This is a genomic window from Novosphingobium sediminis (genome assembly GCF_007991615.1).
GTDB classification, from domain to species: domain Bacteria; phylum Pseudomonadota; class Alphaproteobacteria; order Sphingomonadales; family Sphingomonadaceae; genus Novosphingobium; species Novosphingobium sediminis.
On record NZ_BJYR01000012.1, the window covers coordinates 57,791 to 75,046 of the forward strand.

Below are 17,256 nucleotides of genomic sequence, written 5' to 3' on the forward strand. Positions count from 1 at the left end.
CCGGCCCACAAAATCACGGATAGAGGCCAAGCGGGAGGAAGCAGGCGTGCCGATATCAAATGGGGCAGGATTTTCCCCAGCGCTCGCCGCGCTGATCGAAGCCGAACGCCTGCCCACCAGCTACCGCACGACGATCGATCGGCACTGGCGCCCGCTCGCCGCGTGGATTGCCGCGCGCCGCGCTGTGAAAGGCCGCCCGCTGATCGTCGGCGTCAGCGGCTCGCAAGGGAGCGGCAAGTCCACACTGTGCCGTATGCTCGAAGCGCTGCTCGCCAGCGAATGCGATCTCCAAGCCGCCACGCTCTCGCTCGACGACCTCTATCTGACGCGGGCGGAACGGACCGACCTTGCGCGCAATGTCCACCCCCTGTTCGGAACACGCGGCGTACCCGGCACGCACGATGTCGCGCTTGGCCTCGCCGTGCTGGACGGGGTGCGGGCGGGGCATGGCGGGCTCGTCCTCCCGCGCTTCGACAAGGCGGCGGATGACCGCGCGCCCGAAGCCGCATGGCCGCGCCTTGCCGCGCCGCCCGATGTCCTCCTGTTTGAAGGCTGGTGCGTGGCGGCTCGTCCGCAGGCCGAGGCAGATCTTATCGCCCCGATCAACCGGCTTGAGGCCGAGGAAGACCCCGCCGGCATCTGGCGCCGCCATGTCAACACGGCGCTGGCTGGCCCCTACCGCGCGCTGTTCAATGCGCCCGATCTCACCATCATGCTGCAAGCCCCCTGCTTCGAGGCGGTCCTTGGCTGGCGGCAATTGCAGGAAGCGAAACTGCGCGCCCGCACCGTCAGCGGCATGTCCGATGCCGAAATCGCTCGCTTCGTGATGCACTACGAACGCCTGACGCGGCATCTTCTGGCTGACCTGCCGCCGCGTGCAGATGTCCTCATTCCGCTGGCGCCCGATCACGCCATCGGCTCGGTTCGCTTCGCCGATCAGACGAAAGAGTAAGGATCGATATCGACCGCGACCCGAACGCCCTGCGGGAACCGCAACTGGGCCAGCCAGGCGCGGATCAGCTTCTGCACTTCGGCCGAGCGGCGCGCCGCGATGAGCAGGCGGTAGCGGTATCGACCCCGCAGCAGGGAAAGCGGGGCAGGGGCGGGACCAAGGATCAGCACGCCCGGCTCATCTGGCCGAGCGCCGCCGATGGCGCGGGCAGCATCACGCGCCTCGGCCTCGTCTTCGCTCGAGACGATGATCGCTGCCCAGCGCCCGAATGGCGGCGCCCCCGCTTCGCGCCGCGCCTCGGTCTCGGCCGCATAGAACGCATCGCGCTCCCCGCTCGCCAGCGCAGCAATCACCGCTGCCTTGGGGTGCCGCGTCTGGATCAGGACTTCGCCCGGCTTGGCCCCGCGCCCCGCCCGCCCCGCGACCTGCGCGATCTGCTGGTAGGTCCGCTCCGCCGCGCGCAGGTCTCCGCCGTCGAGCCCCATGTCCGCATCGACCACGCCGACCAAAGTCAGCTCCGGAAAGTGGAAGCCCTTGGTGACGAGCTGCGTGCCTACGATCACGTCGATAGCCTTGCTTTCCGCCTGCGCCACGAACTCCGCCGCTGCGGCTGGGCTCGCCAGCGTGTCGGAGGTGACAACGGCAACGCGCGCGCCCGGCAGAAGTTCGCCCACTTCATCGGCGATTCGCTCCACACCGGGGCCGCAAGCGACGAGGCAATCCGGCTCCCCGCACTCCGGACAGACCGGCGGCGGGGGCACTTCATGTCCGCAGTGATGGCAGGCGAGGCGCTGCGACAGGCGGTGCTCGACCAGCCATGCCGAGCAATTCGGGCACTTGAAGCGGAACCCGCAGTGTCGGCACAGCGTCAGCGGCGCGTAGCCCCGGCGATTGAGGAACAGCAGGCTCTGCTCGCCCTTGCCGAGCCGGTCTTGCAGCGCCTCAACCAGCGGCGGCGCCAGCCAGCGCCCGCGCGGCGGTTGCAATTCAGTGAGGTTCACCACCTCGATCCTTGGCAACTGAGCCCCGCCGAACCGGCTCGGCAGCACCAGCCGCTTGTAGCGCCCGGCTTCGGCCATCTGCAGGCTTTCGAGCGCCGGGGTGGCACTCGCCAGTACCACCGGTACAGCCTCGAAGTGTCCGCGCATCACTGCGACATCGCGGGCGTTGTAGCGCACCCCGTCGTCCTGCTTGAAGGCGATCTCGTGGGCTTCGTCGACCACGATCAGCCCGAGATCGGCAAACGGCAGGAACAGCGCCGACCGCGCGCCGACCACCACCTTTGCTCCGCCAAACGCCACCTGCCGCCACGCGCGCCGCCGCTCCGAAGCCTTGAGCGAGGAATGCCATGTCACCGGCTGGGTGCCGAAGCGCGCTTCGAACCGTCCGAGGAACGCCGCCGTCAGCGCGATTTCGGGCAGCAGCACCAGCACCTGTCGCCCCGCCTCCAGCGCCGCCGCCACCGCCTCGAAATACGTTTCGGTCTTGCCCGAACCGGTCACGCCATCGAGCAGGAACGGCTGGAACCGATGCGCTTCCACCGCCGCCACCATTTCCGCCGCAGCTTCTGCCTGCTGCTCGGCGAGTTCCGGCTCGGCGAAGTGCGGATCGGGCGCGGGGTATGGGCGGTCGCTGTCAACCAGTACCGGCTCCAGCAGGCCTTGCCCCACCATCCCGCGCAGCACGCCTTCCGATACACCGGCGATCTCGGCCAGCTCGCGCATCGTCGCCTGTTCGCCGTGCAGCAGATCGAGCGCCTGCAGCCGCTGCGGCGTCATCCGCGCCGGTTCTTCGCCGGTCAGCCGGTATTCGGTGACGGTGCCGCTGCCTTTCAGCGCCGCGCTGCTCGAAAGCGCCATCCGTGCGACGGCGGAGAGCGGGGCGAGATAGTAATCAGCCGCCCATGCAATCAGCCGCCGCAGCGGAGCGGGGAGCGCGGGCACCGGCAGCACTTCCAGCACGGCGCGCAGCTTGTGTTCTGGCCAGGGATCATTGCCCTCTTCACCGGGCAGTTCGCCTTCGTCCCAAACGACTCCCAGTATCTGCCGGGGCCCCAGCGGCACCACCACCACGCTGCCCGCCGGCGCGTCCATCCCGGGCGGCAGCCGGTAGTCCAGAGCGCCGAGCGCCGAGTTGAAAACGATGCAGCGCACGCGGGTCATGGATCCCATCTAGGGACTGCTGGCCTTGGGGGCAAAGCCTCACCGCCATCCGCTTGGGGAAGAATGACAGGCTACACAGCCGCCCGCCGCGCGCTATAGGGTTGGAAGAATCGAGTACAGGAGCACTCTCCCATGAAGTTTTTCGTCGACACCGCCGACACTGCCGAAATCGCCGACCTTGCCTCCACCGGGCTGCTCGATGGCGTGACCACCAATCCCTCATTGATCGCCAAGGCGGGGCGGGACTTCATCGAAGTGACGCGCGAGATCTGCGGGCTGACCTCGGGTCCGGTTTCGGCCGAAGTCGTGGCGCTCGATCACGCCGGCATGATGCGCGAGGCTGAAATCCTGCGGAAGATCGCGGACAACGTGTGCATCAAGGTGCCGCTCACTATCGATGGCCTCAAGACCTGCAAGGCGCTCACCAGCGAAGGCACGATGGTCAACGTCACGCTGTGCTTCTCGGCCAATCAGGCGCTGCTCGCCGCCAAGGCGGGCGCGTCGTTCATCTCGCCCTTCGTTGGCCGCCACGATGACAACGGTTTCGACGGCATGGACCTCATCCGCGACATCCGCCTGATCTACGACAACTACGCGTTCGGCACGGAAATCCTCGTCGCCTCGATCCGCCACGGAGTCCACGTTCTCGAAAGCGCCAAGATTGGCGCCGACGTGATCACCGCGCCGCCCGCCGTCATCAAGGGCCTGTTCAAGCACGTCCTGACCGACAAGGGCATCGAAGGGTTCCTTGCGGACTGGGCCAAGACGGGGCAGAGCATCGGCTGATCGCCAAATGATGGACGTACCAAGCATTGCCTGACGAAAGCCCTCTCGACCAGTTCCGCTCGGTGCTTGCCGGCACCGCGCGGGCCGTGGCGGATGTTCCCGAGCTCGAAGTTGCCTGGACGGCCGATGCGCCGACCCAGACAGGGACGAACCTGCGCCTGCCGATGCCTGGCCGCGCGCTCCCGGCTGCGCAAGTGGCCGAGGCGCGCGGGTTCGCCGATGGCATGGCGCTGAAGCTCAGGCTGCATGACGAAGGGCTGCACGGGCGCGGCGCGCCGGTCGAACCGCTGGCCCGCGCCTGCTATGACGCGGTCGAGCAGGTCCGCTACGAAGCACTGGGTTCGGATGGCTATGCCGGCATCCGCGGCAACCTCGATGCCGCGACGACCATGCGCCTCGCGTCCGATCCGATTTCGCGCGCGATCCGTCCGGAGGATGTGCCGCTGCCCACTGCGCTTGCCATGCTGGTGCGCGAGAAGCTGACCGGACAGGCCGTGCCTGCCGCCGCTGAAGTCGGCACCGCGATGGTCCGTAGCTGGATCGAGGCGCGCGCCGGGGCGGATATCGAAGGCCTCGTCGATTTGCTCGGCGATCAGAAAGCCTTCCAGAACCTTGCGCTCGAAATGCTCGGCCATCTCGATCTGACCAAGTCCACCGACGAGGCGGATGACGGCGGCGATGAGGACGAAGGCGAGCAGGCCGACGATCAGGCTGAGGACCAGCCCGACGCCTCCGATGATGGCGCCGAGCAGCAGCCCAGCGAAGTCGCCGGCGACACGACCGAGGGCGACGAGCAGGGCGAAGAGCAGGACCAGACAGAGACCTCGGAAGACACCGCCGATGCCGACAAGGCCGACGAAGGCGACGAGGGCATGCTGCCCACGCGCCCCAACCGGCCGTGGACCGATCTGCCGGAAAGCTGGGAATACAAGTCCTACACCACCCAGTTCGACGAAGTCGTCTCGGCCACCGAGCTGTGCGACGAGGAAGAGCTCACCCGCCTGCGCGCCTATCTCGATGCGCAGCTGAAGGGCCTGCAGGGCATCGTCACGCGGCTGGCCAACCGGCTCCAGCGCCGCCTGATGGCGCAGCAGAACCGCTCGTGGGATTTCGATCAGGAAGAGGGCCTGCTCGATGCGGCGCGCCTCGCCCGCGTCGTCATTTCGCCGGGCCATTCGCTGTCCTACAAGATCGAGCGCGACGTCGAATTCAAGGATACCGTCGTCACGCTGCTGATCGACAATTCGGGTTCGATGCGCGGACGCCCCATCTCCATCGCAGCGATCAGCGCGGACATCATGGCGCGCACGCTCGAACGCTGCGGTGTGAAGACCGAAGTCCTCGGCTTCACGACCCGCGCGTGGAAGGGTGGCCAATCGCGCGAGGCGTGGCTTTCGGGCGGCAAGCCCGCGCATCCCGGCCGTCTCAACGATCTGCGCCACATCGTCTACAAGAAGGCGGATGAGCCTTGGCGCCGCGCGCGCAAGAACCTCGGCCTGATGATGCGCGAGGGGCTGCTCAAGGAAAACATCGACGGCGAGGCGCTGCTCTGGGCGCACACGCGCCTGCTGGCGCGGCAGGAAGACCGCCGCATCCTGATGGTCATTTCCGACGGCGCGCCGGTCGACGATTCGACACTCTCGGTGAACTCTGCGGGCTATCTCGAACAGCACCTGCGCCGGGTGATCGACTGGATCGAGAAGCAGTCACCGGTTCAGCTCGTCGCCATCGGCATCGGCCATGACGTCACGCGCTATTATCGCCGCGCGGTTACCATCATGGACGTAGAGCAGCTTGGCGGCACGATGGTCGAGCAGCTTGCTGGCCTTTTCGAAGATGACGATTGATCTAATTGTAATTTCAGGGGGAATTTGATGTCAATGGATGTTGCCGAAGCTGTTCTCACGCGCCGTTCGGTCCGCGCGTTCCAGGACAAGCCCGTTCCGCTCGATGTGCTGCGCCGCGTGATGGACACCGCACGCTGGGCACCTTCGGGCTGCAATTTCCAGCCGTGGGAAGCGACCATCGTAACCGGCGAGCCGCTCAAGGCATTGCAGGCGAAGATGGCGGTGACGCCGCCGCAGGACCCGCGCGAGTACAGCTGGGACGATCCGGAAGTGATCCCCGAATGCAAGGCGCGTCTCCACGGCGTGGGCAAGGCAATGTACGCCGCGATGGGCATCGGTCGCGAGGACGTGGAGGCCCGCACCAAGTTCATGGGCGACAACCTCGTCTCGTTCGGCGCGCCTGCCGTGCTGCTGTGCTATTTCGATCGCCGCATGGGGCCGCCGCAGTGGTCGGATGTCGGCATGTGGTTGCAGACGGTCATGCTGCTGCTGCGCGGCGAGGGGCTCGACAGCTGCCCGCAGGAATTTCTTTCCGTGTATGCCAAGCTGATCAAGGACTTCCTTGGCGTTTCGGATGAAAGCCATATCTTCTTCTGCGGTATCGCCATCGGCTACCGCGAGGAGGAAGCTCCGGTGAACAACTTCCCGCGCGAGCGTGAGCCGGTGGATGGCAACGTGAAGTTCCTCGGCTTCTGAGGGGGCCGCGCGAGTGGCAGCGCGATCCGGAGATGCGGCACAAGGGTTGGCGCGCGGGCTGCGCCAACTCGGCCCGCTCCGGCTCGCGATTGCCGCTTTGCTGCTCGCGGCCGCGCTGTTTGTCGCGCTGAATAGCTGGAAGCTGCCGCAGCTCACCAATGCGGAAGCAGCGCTTTACGATGTGCGCGTGGCCGCGCTCGCCAAGCCGGTCGATTCCGACAAGCGCATCACGCTGGTCGTCTACACGCCCGATACCAACCGCAAGACCGGCAAGATATCACCCGTCGACCGCACCGTGATGGCGCAGGCGCTGGTCAACATCGGCAAGCTCGGCGCCAAGGCGGTCGGCGTCGACGTGCTGCTCGATAGCGCACAGCCCGATGATCCGCTGCTCCATGCGGCGCTCAAGGATATTCCGGTCCCGGTTTACCTCGCCTTCGCCACCAGCAAGGCCAGTCCGGAATTCATTTCGTGGGAGCAGGAGCAGGATCTGCGCCGAACGATGCAGGCCGTGCGTGGGCCAACGGTTCAGCCCGCTTCGATCCTGCTCGACAATGATGCCGATAACGTGTCGCGCCGCTGGCCGACGCACAAGGCCGGGATGCCATCGCTGCTCTCCGTCGCGATGACCGAGCACACCGCCGATGCCGATCCGCGCTTCGGCAATTTTGCCGGGGCGATCCGGTTCCGGCGTCCGGCATCGAGCGACAGGCCGGTGTTTGACGAGATTCCGATCGATTTCCTCGCCGATCCGGACACGGCGGCGCTGACGGAAGCGCAGATTCGCGGCCGCTATGTGCTGATCGGCGCGCATTTCTCGGATTTCGACAAGATCGACACGCCCTTCACGCGCACCAACACGCTGATCATGGGCGAGAAGCAGACCATCGGGGTCGCGATCCACGCCACAATGCTGGCGCAGCTGCTCGACAAGGCTCTCCCGGCCGCCCTGCCGCAGTGGGCGCGCGTGCTTGGCGCGCTGATCGCTGTCGTGCTTGGTGCGGCGACTGCGGCAGTACGGGTCCGCACATGGCAACTGGCGCTGGCGGTAATTGCCCAGCTGGCGGGTTTTCTCGCCTTTCCGTTCCTCCTGCAACGCGCGGGCTTCGATACGCTCAACCTGCCGGCGGTCGGCTGGCCGCTCGGCTGGGCCATCGCCTATACCGCGGTCGGCGCGGCGCTGCGGGCGATCAACGCGGCGCAGCGCGAATTTGCGCAAGGCGCGCTGGGCAAATACCTGCCGCGCTCGGTCGCTGCCGAAATCCTGCGCAACCCGGACCGGCTTTCGCTGCACGGCGAAAAGCGGGCGATCTATTGCCTGTTCTCTGATCTCGAAGGCTTCACCAAGCTGACCCATGCGGTCGAGCCGGAAATGATCGCGCGCCTGCTCAACGACTATCTCGACCGGCTGTCAGCGGTCGTGCTGGCGCACGGCGGTACGCTCGACAAGTTCGTCGGCGATGCGGTCGTCGCGTTCTGGGGGGCGCCGATCGCCTATGAGGACGATGCAGCGCGCGCGGTGAAGGCGGCACGCGCCATGTACGAGGCGGGCGAGGCGTTTCGCCGGAGTGTTCCGGCGGGTGTACCGCCGATCGGCCGCACCCGCGTCGGCCTGCATTATGGCGAGGCGATTGTGGGTAATTTCGGCGGGGAAGGGCGGATCCAGTATACGGCGCTCGGCGATGCGATGAACACCGCCGCCCGCCTCGAAAGCGCCAACAAGCCGCTTGGTACAACCGTGCTGGCAAGCCGCGAAGTTGCTGAACAGGTCGGTTTCGCGTCGTTCCGCCCGATGGGGAGCGTGACGCTTCGCGGGCGCGCCACGCCGGTTGAGGTGTTCGAACTTGTCGGCGATGGCGATGATGAAGGAGGCCGGCTGGCTGCTGCGCTGGTCGCTGCACACGCGGCGGGCGATGCTGCGGCCCTGCAGGTGCTTGCAGGGCAAGTCGCGCCGCTTGCCAAGCAGGATCCCGCGCTTGCGACACTGGTGCGGAGGCTTGAGGAAACCGCGCCCGGGGAGAGTTATGGGCTGGGCTAGGGCGATCACCGGCATCATCGCGCTGGGCCTTGCCGCGCTGTGCACCGGTTCGGCGGCTGCCCAGGCGATCGTGCTGCGCTCGACCGGCCCTTCGGCGCGCAGTTATCCGATGGGCCGAAAGCTTGATGCCAATGCCGCCGTGCTGCTGCAGAATGGCGACAAGGTCACCGTTCTGGACAAGCTGGGCACCCGAGTCCTGTTCGGGCCCGGCAGTTTCCGGTTCGAGGCCGTGGTGCGGCGGGATGTGGGAACGCTTGGCGCCCTCGCTGTTCTGACGAAGGTCGGTGTCGTTCGCACTCGTACCGGCGCCGTGCGCGAAAATGACGAACCTGAGGCTGCGCACAACATCTGGTTCATCGATGTGACCAAGGGCGGGCAATATTGCCTGAGCGATCCGAAGCTGACTTCGCTGTGGCGTCCCGCCCGCAAGGATCCGGCCATCAGCACGCTGCGGAACGGAGAGAGCCGCGAGGTCTCGGTCAACTGGCCCGCAGGAGTGGCCGTAAGACAGTGGCCGGCGGCGGAGATGCCGCTTGTCGAAGGCGGGACTTATACGATTGCCAATGTGCCGGGCGATACGGTGCGGGTTTCGATCCACCTGCTTGGCCCGCTGCCCGAGCAGCAGGTGGATCGCGCTGCGCTGCTGGCCGAGAAGGGCTGCACTGCGCAGCTAGCGCTGATGGCCGATGCGGTGGAAGCAGTGAACACCGGGACCGCGCAGCGTGATTGAGCAGTTCCCTGCGGAGGATAACACGGCTTTTCCAAGGCGGTCTGGCGGCGCATAGTGGGGATCAGCGGGCCCGCTGTGCAGGCGCTCACAGCGCGAATCGCAGCGGTCGGTCACAAGGATGCAGCGCTGGCGGGGCCGGCGAACTGGATGATGGAGAGAGTTATGTCCTTGGCTAGTCGCACCCTTGCTGCCGCAGCACTGATCGGCGCCAGCTTTGGCTGGAGCGTGGCAGCCCATGCGCAGGCCGTGGTGATCCGCTCGACCGGGCCTTCTGCTGCGGCCTATCCGATGGGGCGCAAGCTGCCGGCAGGCGCAGCGGTCAGCCTCAAGGCAGGCGATCAGGTGACCGTGATCGATCAGGCCGGCTCGCGCGTGCTGTCCGGCCCCGGCAGCTTCCGCATCGACAACACGGTCAACCGCGACATGGCATCCGGCGGAGCCAACACTGCGCTCGCCGCGCTGGTCGCCCGCGGCGGGGCGCGCACGCGCACCGGGGCCGTGCGCGGCGATACCGAAGTGCCGACCGAAGCGGTGCGGCCCGACAATGTGTGGTACGTCGACGTAAGCCGCGGCGGCACCGTGTGCATTGCCGATCCGGCGCAAGTCGTCCTGTGGCGGCCGAACCGCGCCGAGACCGGCAACGGCACGCTCTACGGCCCGGACAATACCCCCGCCGAAGTCACCTTCCGCGCCACCAGCGCGATCAAGCTCTGGCCGGTGGCGACCTTGCCGGTCGTCGATGGGCAGACGTATCGCTTCACCAGCCCTGTCGGCCAGACGGTGAAGATCACCACCCGTCTGCTGACCGACGTGCCGGAAGATCCGGTCGCGGTGGCGGCAATGCTGGCGGAAAAGGGCTGCTCGGCGCAGATCGACGTGCTGGCGAACGCCCCGGCGGCGCCGGAGTAAGCGGCCCACCCTTGACCGGCAGGCGCGCAGGCTGGCAGAGCGCGGGGCATGGAAACGACCACCCCGCTGACGCTCTTCAACAGCCTGACCCGCCGCGCCGAACCCTTCGTGCCGGTCCATGCCGGTGAGGCGCGCGTCTATACCTGCGGCCCGACGGTCTACAACTACCCGCACATCGGCAACATGCGCGCCTATGTATTTGCTGACGTGCTGGGGCGGACGCTGAGCTTCAAGGGCTACAAGCTCACCCACGTCATCAACATCACCGATGTCGGCCACCTGACCGATGACGCGGACGACGGCGAAGACAAGATGGAGCGGATGGCCGCCGCCCAGAAGCAATCGATCTGGGACGTGGCCGAGCACTACAAGCAGGCCTACTGGGCTGATGTGCGCGCGCTCAATATCCGCCAGCCGGCTGAGTGGACGGTGGCAACGGACTACGTGCCGCAGATGATCGCCTTCGCCGAGGGTATCGCGGCCAAGCACTGCTACGAGCTGGAAAGCGGCCTTTACTTCGACGTCTCGACCGTCGCGGACTATGGGCGGCTGGCGCGTGAAGATGACTTAATGTCTGAATTTATGAGCATAAGTTCGAAACTGAGATCGCTCAGTACGATTAATGACACTGCGCTTCTGAAGCTTGAGTTTGCAGCGATTGCCCGGGAGTTCTTAGCCGGGTTGAGGGCTATGCACGCTCGTAAGGCGCTCAAAAAGTATCGCGATCTCATTAGTATTTGGGAATGGGCAGACACTGCCGAAACGAATGACGTAGCACAATTGATCCTTGATAGCGTTCGAGTGACCGGTGACAGGCTTCGAGAAGGTCGGATCGAGGCAGTAGACGGCAAGCATAACGACGAGGACTTCGCAATTTGGCGCAAGACCCCGCCGGGTGAGAAGCGCCAGATGGAATGGGACAGTCCGTGGGGCAAGGGCGCGCCGGGCTGGCATCTTGAATGCTCGGTCATGTCGGGCGCGGTGCTCGGCTTCCCGTTCGACATCCACACCGGCGGGATCGACCACCGCGAAATCCACCACCCCAACGAGATTGCGCAGAACCAGGCGCATTGCTGCACGAACGGCCTCGACGATCCGCGCAATTCCGGCGCCAAGATCTGGATGCACAACAACTTCCTCGTCGAGCGTTCGGGCAAGATGTCGAAGTCGAGCGGCGAGTTCCTGCGGCTCCAGCTGCTCATCGACAAGGGCTACCACCCGCTCGCCTACCGCCTGCTGTGCCTGCAGGCGCACTACCGCAGCGAGCTGGAATTCAGCTGGGAAGGCCTCGGCGCTGCGCTCACGCGGCTGAAGCGGCTGGTCATGGCCGTCGAGCAATTGAAAGCGCGTATTCCGGCAGGGGAGGGCACCGCACCTGTGCCGGGGCGTGTCTTCGTTTCCCATCTTGAGCGCTTCGATGGCGCGGTTTCCGACGATCTCAACACAGCCATCGCGATCACGGTGCTGGAGGAGGTCGCTGCGTTGAAGAAGGTTGATCCCGCAGAGAAGCTGGCCGCGCTCGAAACGATGGACGCCGTCCTCGGCCTCGGCATCGCCACACTTTCGCGCGCCGATCTGCGCATCCGCCCCAAGTCCGCGACCATCACCGAGGCTGAAATCGAAGCGGCCCTCGCCGCCCGCAAGGAGGCCCGCGCCGCGAAGGACTTCGCCCGGTCCGATGCGCTGCGCGATGAACTCGCGGCGAAGGGCGTCGAGGTAATGGACGGCGATCCGCTCGGCTGGGAGTGGAAGCTGGCGTGAAGCTCTGGCGCGTCACGCGTGCGGTCCATGCGGCGCTGGATGGCGCTGGTGCGATCGAGCACGGTGGGCGCTACTCTCCGCCGGGGCTGCCGGTCGTTCACTTCGCGTCCGAGGCCGCGCTCGCCGTGCTTATCGCGCTGCGCTATCAGCCCGCTGATCCGGCGCAGGCGGAGCGAGACCTTGTGCTCGGCTGGATCGAAGTTTCCGAACAGCCGGAGCGGGTGCCAGCGGTGCTCGATGAAGCCGCCATCCGGGTGTGGGTCAACAGCTGGCTGACCGAGCGCCGCTCGATGGTAGCGGCGCTGCCGTCCAGGGTCTTGCCGGAAGGCGATGTGCTGCTGTTCAACCCGCGCCATCCCGCCGCCGCGCAGGTCGGCGCACTGCAAACGCGTCCGTTCAGCTTTGCCGAGTGCCTGCACACCCCGCCGATGCGCGCGCTGTATGGAGCCACACCATGAGCCTGCTCGCCGCACTTGCCCTCGCGGCTGCACCGGCCGCGACGCCCGAGACGGCCATTGCCGCGATCTACGCGCCATTTCGCAGCGCCGACATGAAGGACGCCGCGTGGGAGCGCCCGATCTTCACCCCGCGCCTCAAGGCGCTGATCGCCAAATGGCGCGCGGTGACGCCCAGTGACGAAGTGGACGACCTCTCCGACTTCGACTGGCTCTGCCAGTGTCAGGACTGGGATGCGGGCGGCCTCCATGAGCGCATCACGGCGCGCCGTGTGCTCGGCCGAGGCCGGGTGATGGCCAGCGTTTCGCTCGGCATCGCCCCCGGCCGGACCGAGCGCCTGCGCTTCGTGCTCAAGCAATCTGGCGGGCGCTGGCTGATCGATGACATTTTTGCGAGTGGGTTCCGCGGCGGTCTGCGCGCAAGCCTGCTGAAAACCACCGCAGCAGACATGGCGCTGCACAGAAAAAGATAACCTACGGGGAGATTGAGGGCGATGACCATTCTCGTGATGAACGCGCTCGCCGCGCCGCTGGTGCAGCCGCACTTGCCGGACTGGATCGAGCCGCGCTTTTTCCGCCATACCGCCGAGCTGATGGAAATGGCGCCTGAGGCGGAGATCGGCTGGTTCGATCTCGAAGACACGGTCCCGATGGCTCAGGCGGTCCGGCTGGCGACGAAGCTCAAGTGGCTGACCAGCATCTACGCCGGGGTGGACGGCCTGCCGCTCTCGCTGATGGCTGAACGCGGTGTGCGAATGACCAACGGCGCGGGGATCAATGCGATCACAATCGCCGAATATGTCGTGATGGGCATGCTCAATATCGCCAAGGGCTACCGCGAGGTGGTGCGTGCGCAGGATCGGCATGAGTGGCTGACGGACTCGCCCGGCAAACTCGAACTGGCAGGCAGCAAGGCGCTGATCCTCGGCTATGGCGAGATCGGCCAGCGCGTCGACCGGGCGCTGACGGGCTTTGGCGTGGAAGTGACCAAGGTGCGCCGATCACCGGGCGAGGGCACGCTCCTGCCCGATCAATGGCGCGCGCGGCTGGGTGAATTCGACTGGGTGATCCTTGCCGTCCCCGGCACGGCGGAAACCGAAGGCATGATCGGCGCGGCGGAACTGGCGGCGATGAAACCTTCGGCCGTGCTGGTGAACGTCGCTCGCGGCAGCGTTGTCGATCAGGATGCGCTGGTGGCGGCGCTCGCGGCGCAGAAGCTGGGCGGTGCGTTCCTCGATGTCACCACGCCCGAACCGCTCCCGGCGGAACACGCGCTGTGGTCCATGCCGAACGTGCACATCACCATGCACCTTTCCGGCCGCGCGCAGGGGAAGATGTTCCGGCGCGCGGTGGAGCGCTTCCTCGGCAATCTCGACCGCTACCACCGCGGCGAACCGCTCACCCATCAGGTTGATCTCGCGCTGGGTTACTGATGCTGAACGCGGGGCGTGACTCCCGCACGAGGCTTTGTTACCCCTTGGCGCCAAGGGGGTGCGGCGCTGTGCCGTAACCACCGTGTGGTCGCGACCGTATTGGGTTGAGGGAGGCGCTGGTGCGCACTCCCGAAGGGGGAGCGATCACATGAGCGAAGGTTCCGGCAAGAAAGCGTCCGATCTCTTTATCGAATGCCTTGAGGAAGAAGGCTGCGAATACATCTTCGGCGTGCCCGGGGAAGAAAACCTCGATTTCCTCGATTCGCTCTCGCGCTCCAAAAAGATCAAGCTGGTGCTCACCCGCCACGAACAGGGTGCGGGCTTCATGGCTGCGACGTATGGTCGCCACACCGGCAAGACCGGCGTCTGCATCGCAACGCTGGGGCCGGGCGCGACCAATTTCGTGACTGCGGCTGCCTATGCCACGCTTGGCGGCATGCCGATGCTGATGATAACCGGCCAGAAGCCGATCAAGAAATCGAAGCAGGGCCGCTTCCAGATCCTCGACGTCGTTTCGATGATGGGGCCGATCACCAAGTTCACGCACCAGATGGCAAGCTCGGACAATATCCCGAGCCGCGTGCGCGAGGCCTATCGCCTTGCCGAGGAAGAGAAGCCGGGCGCGACTCACATCGAACTGCCCGAGGACATCGCTGACGAGCACACCGATTCGCGCCCCCTCAAGCGCAGCCTGGTCCGCCGCCCCAGCGCCGATCCGAAATCGGTGCGCCAAGCGGTCGAGGCGCTGGAGAACGCAAAGTCTCCCGTGCTGGTTATCGGGGCAGGCGCAAACCGCACGATGACCGGGCGCATGCTGCTCCAGTTCATCGAGAAGACGGGCATTCCCTTCCTCACCACCCAGCTCGGCAAGGGCGTGATCGACGAGCGGCACCCGAAGTTCCTCGGCTGCGCCGCGCTTTCGGCGGGCGACTTCGTTCACCGTGCCATCGAAGACTCCGACTGCATTGTGAACATTGGCCACGATGTGATTGAAAAGCCGCCGTTCTTCATGCGCGATGGCGGGCCGACGGTGATCCACGTCTCGTCCAAGACCGCCGAAGTCGATCCGGTCTATTTCCCGCATATCGAGGTCATCGGCGATATCGCCAATGCGATCTGGCAGATGAAGGAGGACATCGTGCCCTCCGGCAGTTGGACCTGCGGCAAGATGCTCGAATACCGCGCCGCCGAAGTTGCGCACACTGCGCCGCTGGCGGCTGACGCGCGTTTCCCGATCTTCCCGCCGCACCTCGTCAGCGAAATCCGCGCGGCGATGCCCGATGACGGGATCATCTGCCTCGACAACGGCGTCTACAAGATCTGGTTCGCGCGCGGCTACACGGCTTACCGGCCCAACACCGTGCTGCTGGACAATGCGCTCGCCACGATGGGGGCGGGCCTGCCCTCGGCGATGATGAGCGCGATGATCTATCCCGAGCGCAAGGTCATGGCGATCTGCGGTGATGGCGGCTTCATGATGAACAGCCAGGAGATGGAAACCGCGGTCCGCCTCGGCCTCAATCTCACCGTGCTGATCTTGAATGACAGCAGCTACGGCATGATCCGCTGGAAACAGGCCAACATGGGCTTTGAGGACTTCGGGCTGACCTATGGCAATCCGGATTTCGTGAAGTACGCCGAAAGCTATGGCGCGCAGGGCCACCGCGTTGAAAGTTCGGCGCACCTGAAGGAACTCCTCGCGCATTGCCGCGATACGCCCGGAGTGCACCTGATCGATTGCCCGGTCGATTATTCGGAGAACGACCAGATCCTCAACAAGGACATCAAGGCGCTGTCGAAGGCGCTGTAGGCACCACCTTCGTCATTGCGAGCGGAGCAAAGCAATCCAGAGCGTCACGCACTTGCGCTCTGGATTGCTTCGTCGCTTTGCTCCTCGCAATGACGAGAACCGGGGCGCTCGCCCCCCACCAGAGGCTGACCATGGTTCAACTCAAAGACGTCTACCCGCTCTATCTCAACAACAAGGCGGTGCAGCCCAACTCCGATCTCGTGGTGACCGACAAGTTCACCGGCGAGGTCGCCTTCCGCACTGCGCTGGCGACGCCGGATGTGATCGACGAGGCGATTGCCGGCGCCGTCCGAGCGGCGGAGCCGATGGCGCGGCTCGCCAGTTACGAGAAGCGCGACGTCCTCGCCCACTGCGTGCGCCGCTTCATCGAGCGCTTCGACGAGCTGGCCTATGCACTGTGCATTGAGGCGGGCAAGCCGATCGCCGACGCGGAAGGCGAAGTCACCCGCCTGATCGATACGTTCCGCATCGCCAGCGAAGAGGCGACGCGCAATTATGGCGAAGTCCAGCCGCTCGATATTTCTGCGCGGGCAAAGGGTTACATGGGGATGTGGAAGCGCGTTCCCATCGGCCCGTGCAGCTTCATCTCGCCGTTCAACTTCCCGTTGAACCTTGCTGCCCACAAGATCGCCCCGGCCATCGCAGTCGGCTGCCCCTTCGTGATGAAGCCTGCGAGCCTTACCCCGCTGGGCGCGATCATCATGGGCGAAGTGCTGGCGGAGTGCGACGTCCTCCCCGAAGGCGCTTTTTCGATTCTGCCCGCAAGCCGCGCCGGGGCCGATCTTTTCACCACCGACGAGCGGCTCAAGCTGCTCTCGTTCACCGGTTCGCCGGGGGTGGGCTGGGATCTCAAGGCCAAGGCGGGCAAGAAGAAGGTCGTGCTCGAACTCGGCGGCAATGCGGCGGTGATTGTCGATGCAGATGCTGATCTCGATCACGCGCTCGCCCGCATTGTATTTGGCGGGTATTACCAATCAGGCCAGTCGTGCATCCACGTGCAGCGGGTGATTATCCACGAAAGCATCTACGATACCTTCCGCAACATGCTGGCTGCCAAGGTAAAAACGCTGATATCCGGCGATCCCAAGGCGCGTGACACCTTCATCGGCCCGATGATCTCGGCCAAGGAAGCGCAGCGCCTGAAGAGCTGGATCGATGCGGCGGTGGCGGGCGGCGCGACGCTGCTTGCAGGCGGCGGCTGCGAGGGCGCGATGCTGGAGGCCACCCTGCTCGAAGGCTGCAAGCGCGACATGGATGTCTATACCGAGGAAGCCTTTGGTCCGGTCGTGATCCTCTCGAAGTTCAGCGACTGGAACGAGGCACTGGACGAGGTCAACGACAGTAAATTCGGCTTGCAAGCCGGTATCTTCACGCGGGATATTCACAAGGTGCTTGAGGCCTGGGATCACCTCGAGGTCGGCGGTGTCGTGGTCAACGACGTCTCCAGCTACCGGGTCGACAACATGCCCTATGGCGGGGTCAAGGATTCGGGGCTTGGCCGCGAGGGCGTGCGCTTTGCGATGGAGGACATGAGCGAGATCCGCAATCTCGTGATCCGCCGCGTCTGATGAACCGATTGGGCGGTTTGCCGTCCCGGCGCGGGACAGCGCGGCGCGCTGCGGTGAAACGAACTAGTTGATGCGATTACGCGCTTGAACGGCACGCGCTGTCTGGCGT

14 protein-coding genes are annotated in these 17,256 nt (G+C 65.6%); 13 read left to right on the forward strand and 1 reads right to left on the reverse strand.

The features are described from left to right. Positions 1 to 46 precede the first annotated feature (46 nt). Positions 47 to 952, forward strand: a complete 906-nt coding sequence (locus NSE01_RS08740; RefSeq protein ID WP_246135118.1) for a kinase — start codon at positions 47 to 49, stop codon at positions 950 to 952. Here NSE01_RS08740 and NSE01_RS08745 read toward each other — a convergent pair. After that, entirely contained in the window at positions 937 to 3,114 is a 2,178-nt protein-coding gene (locus NSE01_RS08745; protein WP_147159392.1) for a primosomal protein N', read from the reverse strand. The genes NSE01_RS08740 and NSE01_RS08745 overlap by 16 nt on opposite strands. A 132-nt stretch (positions 3,115 to 3,246) precedes the next feature. Here NSE01_RS08745 and fsa point away from each other — a divergent pair, with 132 nt between their 5' ends. The 12 genes from fsa to NSE01_RS08810 all read left to right on the forward strand — a co-directional run bounded on the left by fsa (position 3,247) and on the right by NSE01_RS08810 (position 17,147). Beyond that, the gene (fsa, locus tag NSE01_RS08750; RefSeq protein WP_147159219.1) at positions 3,247 to 3,900 is read left to right on the forward strand and encodes a fructose-6-phosphate aldolase; all 654 of its coding nucleotides are present in this window, start codon (positions 3,247 to 3,249) and stop codon (positions 3,898 to 3,900) included. A 26-nt stretch (positions 3,901 to 3,926) separates the two neighbouring features. Beyond that, positions 3,927 to 5,747 (forward strand): cobaltochelatase subunit CobT, encoded by a 1,821-nt coding sequence (gene cobT, locus NSE01_RS08755; RefSeq protein ID WP_147159220.1) that lies wholly within the window; start codon positions 3,927 to 3,929, stop codon positions 5,745 to 5,747. A 27-nt stretch (positions 5,748 to 5,774) separates the two neighbouring features. After that, a complete protein-coding gene (locus NSE01_RS08760; protein ID WP_307725971.1) occupies positions 5,775 to 6,443 on the forward strand; it encodes a nitroreductase in 669 nt (222 codons plus the stop codon). Positions 6,444 to 6,456: 13 nt separating this feature from the next. Beyond that, positions 6,457 to 8,481, forward strand: a complete 2,025-nt coding sequence (locus NSE01_RS08765; RefSeq protein WP_147159221.1) for an adenylate/guanylate cyclase domain-containing protein — start codon at positions 6,457 to 6,459, stop codon at positions 8,479 to 8,481. Further along, positions 8,468 to 9,211: a hypothetical protein gene (locus tag NSE01_RS08770; RefSeq protein ID WP_147159222.1), complete on the forward strand. Its 744-nt coding sequence runs from the start codon at positions 8,468 to 8,470 to the stop codon at positions 9,209 to 9,211. The genes NSE01_RS08765 and NSE01_RS08770 overlap by 14 nt, the downstream gene beginning before the upstream one ends. A gap of 162 nt (positions 9,212 to 9,373) precedes the next feature. Further along, complete coding sequence (locus NSE01_RS08775; RefSeq protein WP_147159223.1) at positions 9,374 to 10,120, forward strand: hypothetical protein; 747 nt, start codon at positions 9,374 to 9,376, stop codon at positions 10,118 to 10,120. 48 nt (positions 10,121 to 10,168) lie between these two features. Further along, positions 10,169 to 11,881, forward strand: coding sequence for a cysteine--tRNA ligase (locus tag NSE01_RS21745; RefSeq protein ID WP_246135119.1), 1,713 nt, complete (start codon positions 10,169 to 10,171; stop codon positions 11,879 to 11,881). Further along, entirely contained in the window at positions 11,878 to 12,339 is a 462-nt protein-coding gene (locus NSE01_RS08790; RefSeq protein WP_170233795.1) for an RES family NAD+ phosphorylase, read from the forward strand. Before NSE01_RS21745 ends, NSE01_RS08790 begins: the two co-directional genes overlap by 4 nt. Beyond that, positions 12,336 to 12,809: a DUF3828 domain-containing protein gene (locus NSE01_RS08795; RefSeq protein WP_147159225.1), complete on the forward strand. Its 474-nt coding sequence runs from the start codon at positions 12,336 to 12,338 to the stop codon at positions 12,807 to 12,809. The genes NSE01_RS08790 and NSE01_RS08795 overlap by 4 nt, the downstream gene beginning before the upstream one ends. Positions 12,810 to 12,830: 21 nt before the next feature. Continuing rightward, entirely contained in the window at positions 12,831 to 13,769 is a 939-nt protein-coding gene (locus tag NSE01_RS08800; protein WP_147159226.1) for a D-2-hydroxyacid dehydrogenase, read from the forward strand. Positions 13,770 to 13,917: 148 nt separating this feature from the next. Next, positions 13,918 to 15,579: an acetolactate synthase large subunit gene (locus NSE01_RS08805; protein ID WP_147159227.1), complete on the forward strand. Its 1,662-nt coding sequence runs from the start codon at positions 13,918 to 13,920 to the stop codon at positions 15,577 to 15,579. Positions 15,580 to 15,710: 131 nt separating this feature from the next. Beyond that, complete coding sequence (locus NSE01_RS08810) at positions 15,711 to 17,147, forward strand: aldehyde dehydrogenase family protein (RefSeq protein WP_174812021.1); 1,437 nt, start codon at positions 15,711 to 15,713, stop codon at positions 17,145 to 17,147. The last annotated feature ends 109 nt before the right edge of the window (positions 17,148 to 17,256 follow it).

What these genes read in the sequence shown, in the direction of transcription:
- NSE01_RS08745 (WP_147159392.1), bottom strand. Translation starts at nt 3,114, where the DNA reads ATGACCCGCGTGCGCTGCATCGTTTTCAACTCGGCGCTCGGCGCTCTG.
- fsa (WP_147159219.1), top strand. Translation starts at nt 3,247, where the DNA reads ATGAAGTTTTTCGTCGACACCGCCGACACTGCCGAAATCGCCGACCTT.
- NSE01_RS08760 (WP_307725971.1), top strand. Translation starts at nt 5,775, where the DNA reads ATGTCAATGGATGTTGCCGAAGCTGTTCTCACGCGCCGTTCGGTCCGC.
- NSE01_RS08770 (WP_147159222.1), top strand. Translation starts at nt 8,468, where the DNA reads ATGGGCTGGGCTAGGGCGATCACCGGCATCATCGCGCTGGGCCTTGCC.
- NSE01_RS08775 (WP_147159223.1), top strand. Translation starts at nt 9,374, where the DNA reads ATGTCCTTGGCTAGTCGCACCCTTGCTGCCGCAGCACTGATCGGCGCC.
- NSE01_RS21745 (WP_246135119.1), top strand. Translation starts at nt 10,169, where the DNA reads ATGGAAACGACCACCCCGCTGACGCTCTTCAACAGCCTGACCCGCCGC.
- NSE01_RS08795 (WP_147159225.1), top strand. Translation starts at nt 12,336, where the DNA reads ATGAGCCTGCTCGCCGCACTTGCCCTCGCGGCTGCACCGGCCGCGACG.
- NSE01_RS08800 (WP_147159226.1), top strand. Translation starts at nt 12,831, where the DNA reads ATGACCATTCTCGTGATGAACGCGCTCGCCGCGCCGCTGGTGCAGCCG.
- NSE01_RS08805 (WP_147159227.1), top strand. Translation starts at nt 13,918, where the DNA reads ATGAGCGAAGGTTCCGGCAAGAAAGCGTCCGATCTCTTTATCGAATGC.
- NSE01_RS08810 (WP_174812021.1), top strand. Translation starts at nt 15,711, where the DNA reads ATGGTTCAACTCAAAGACGTCTACCCGCTCTATCTCAACAACAAGGCG.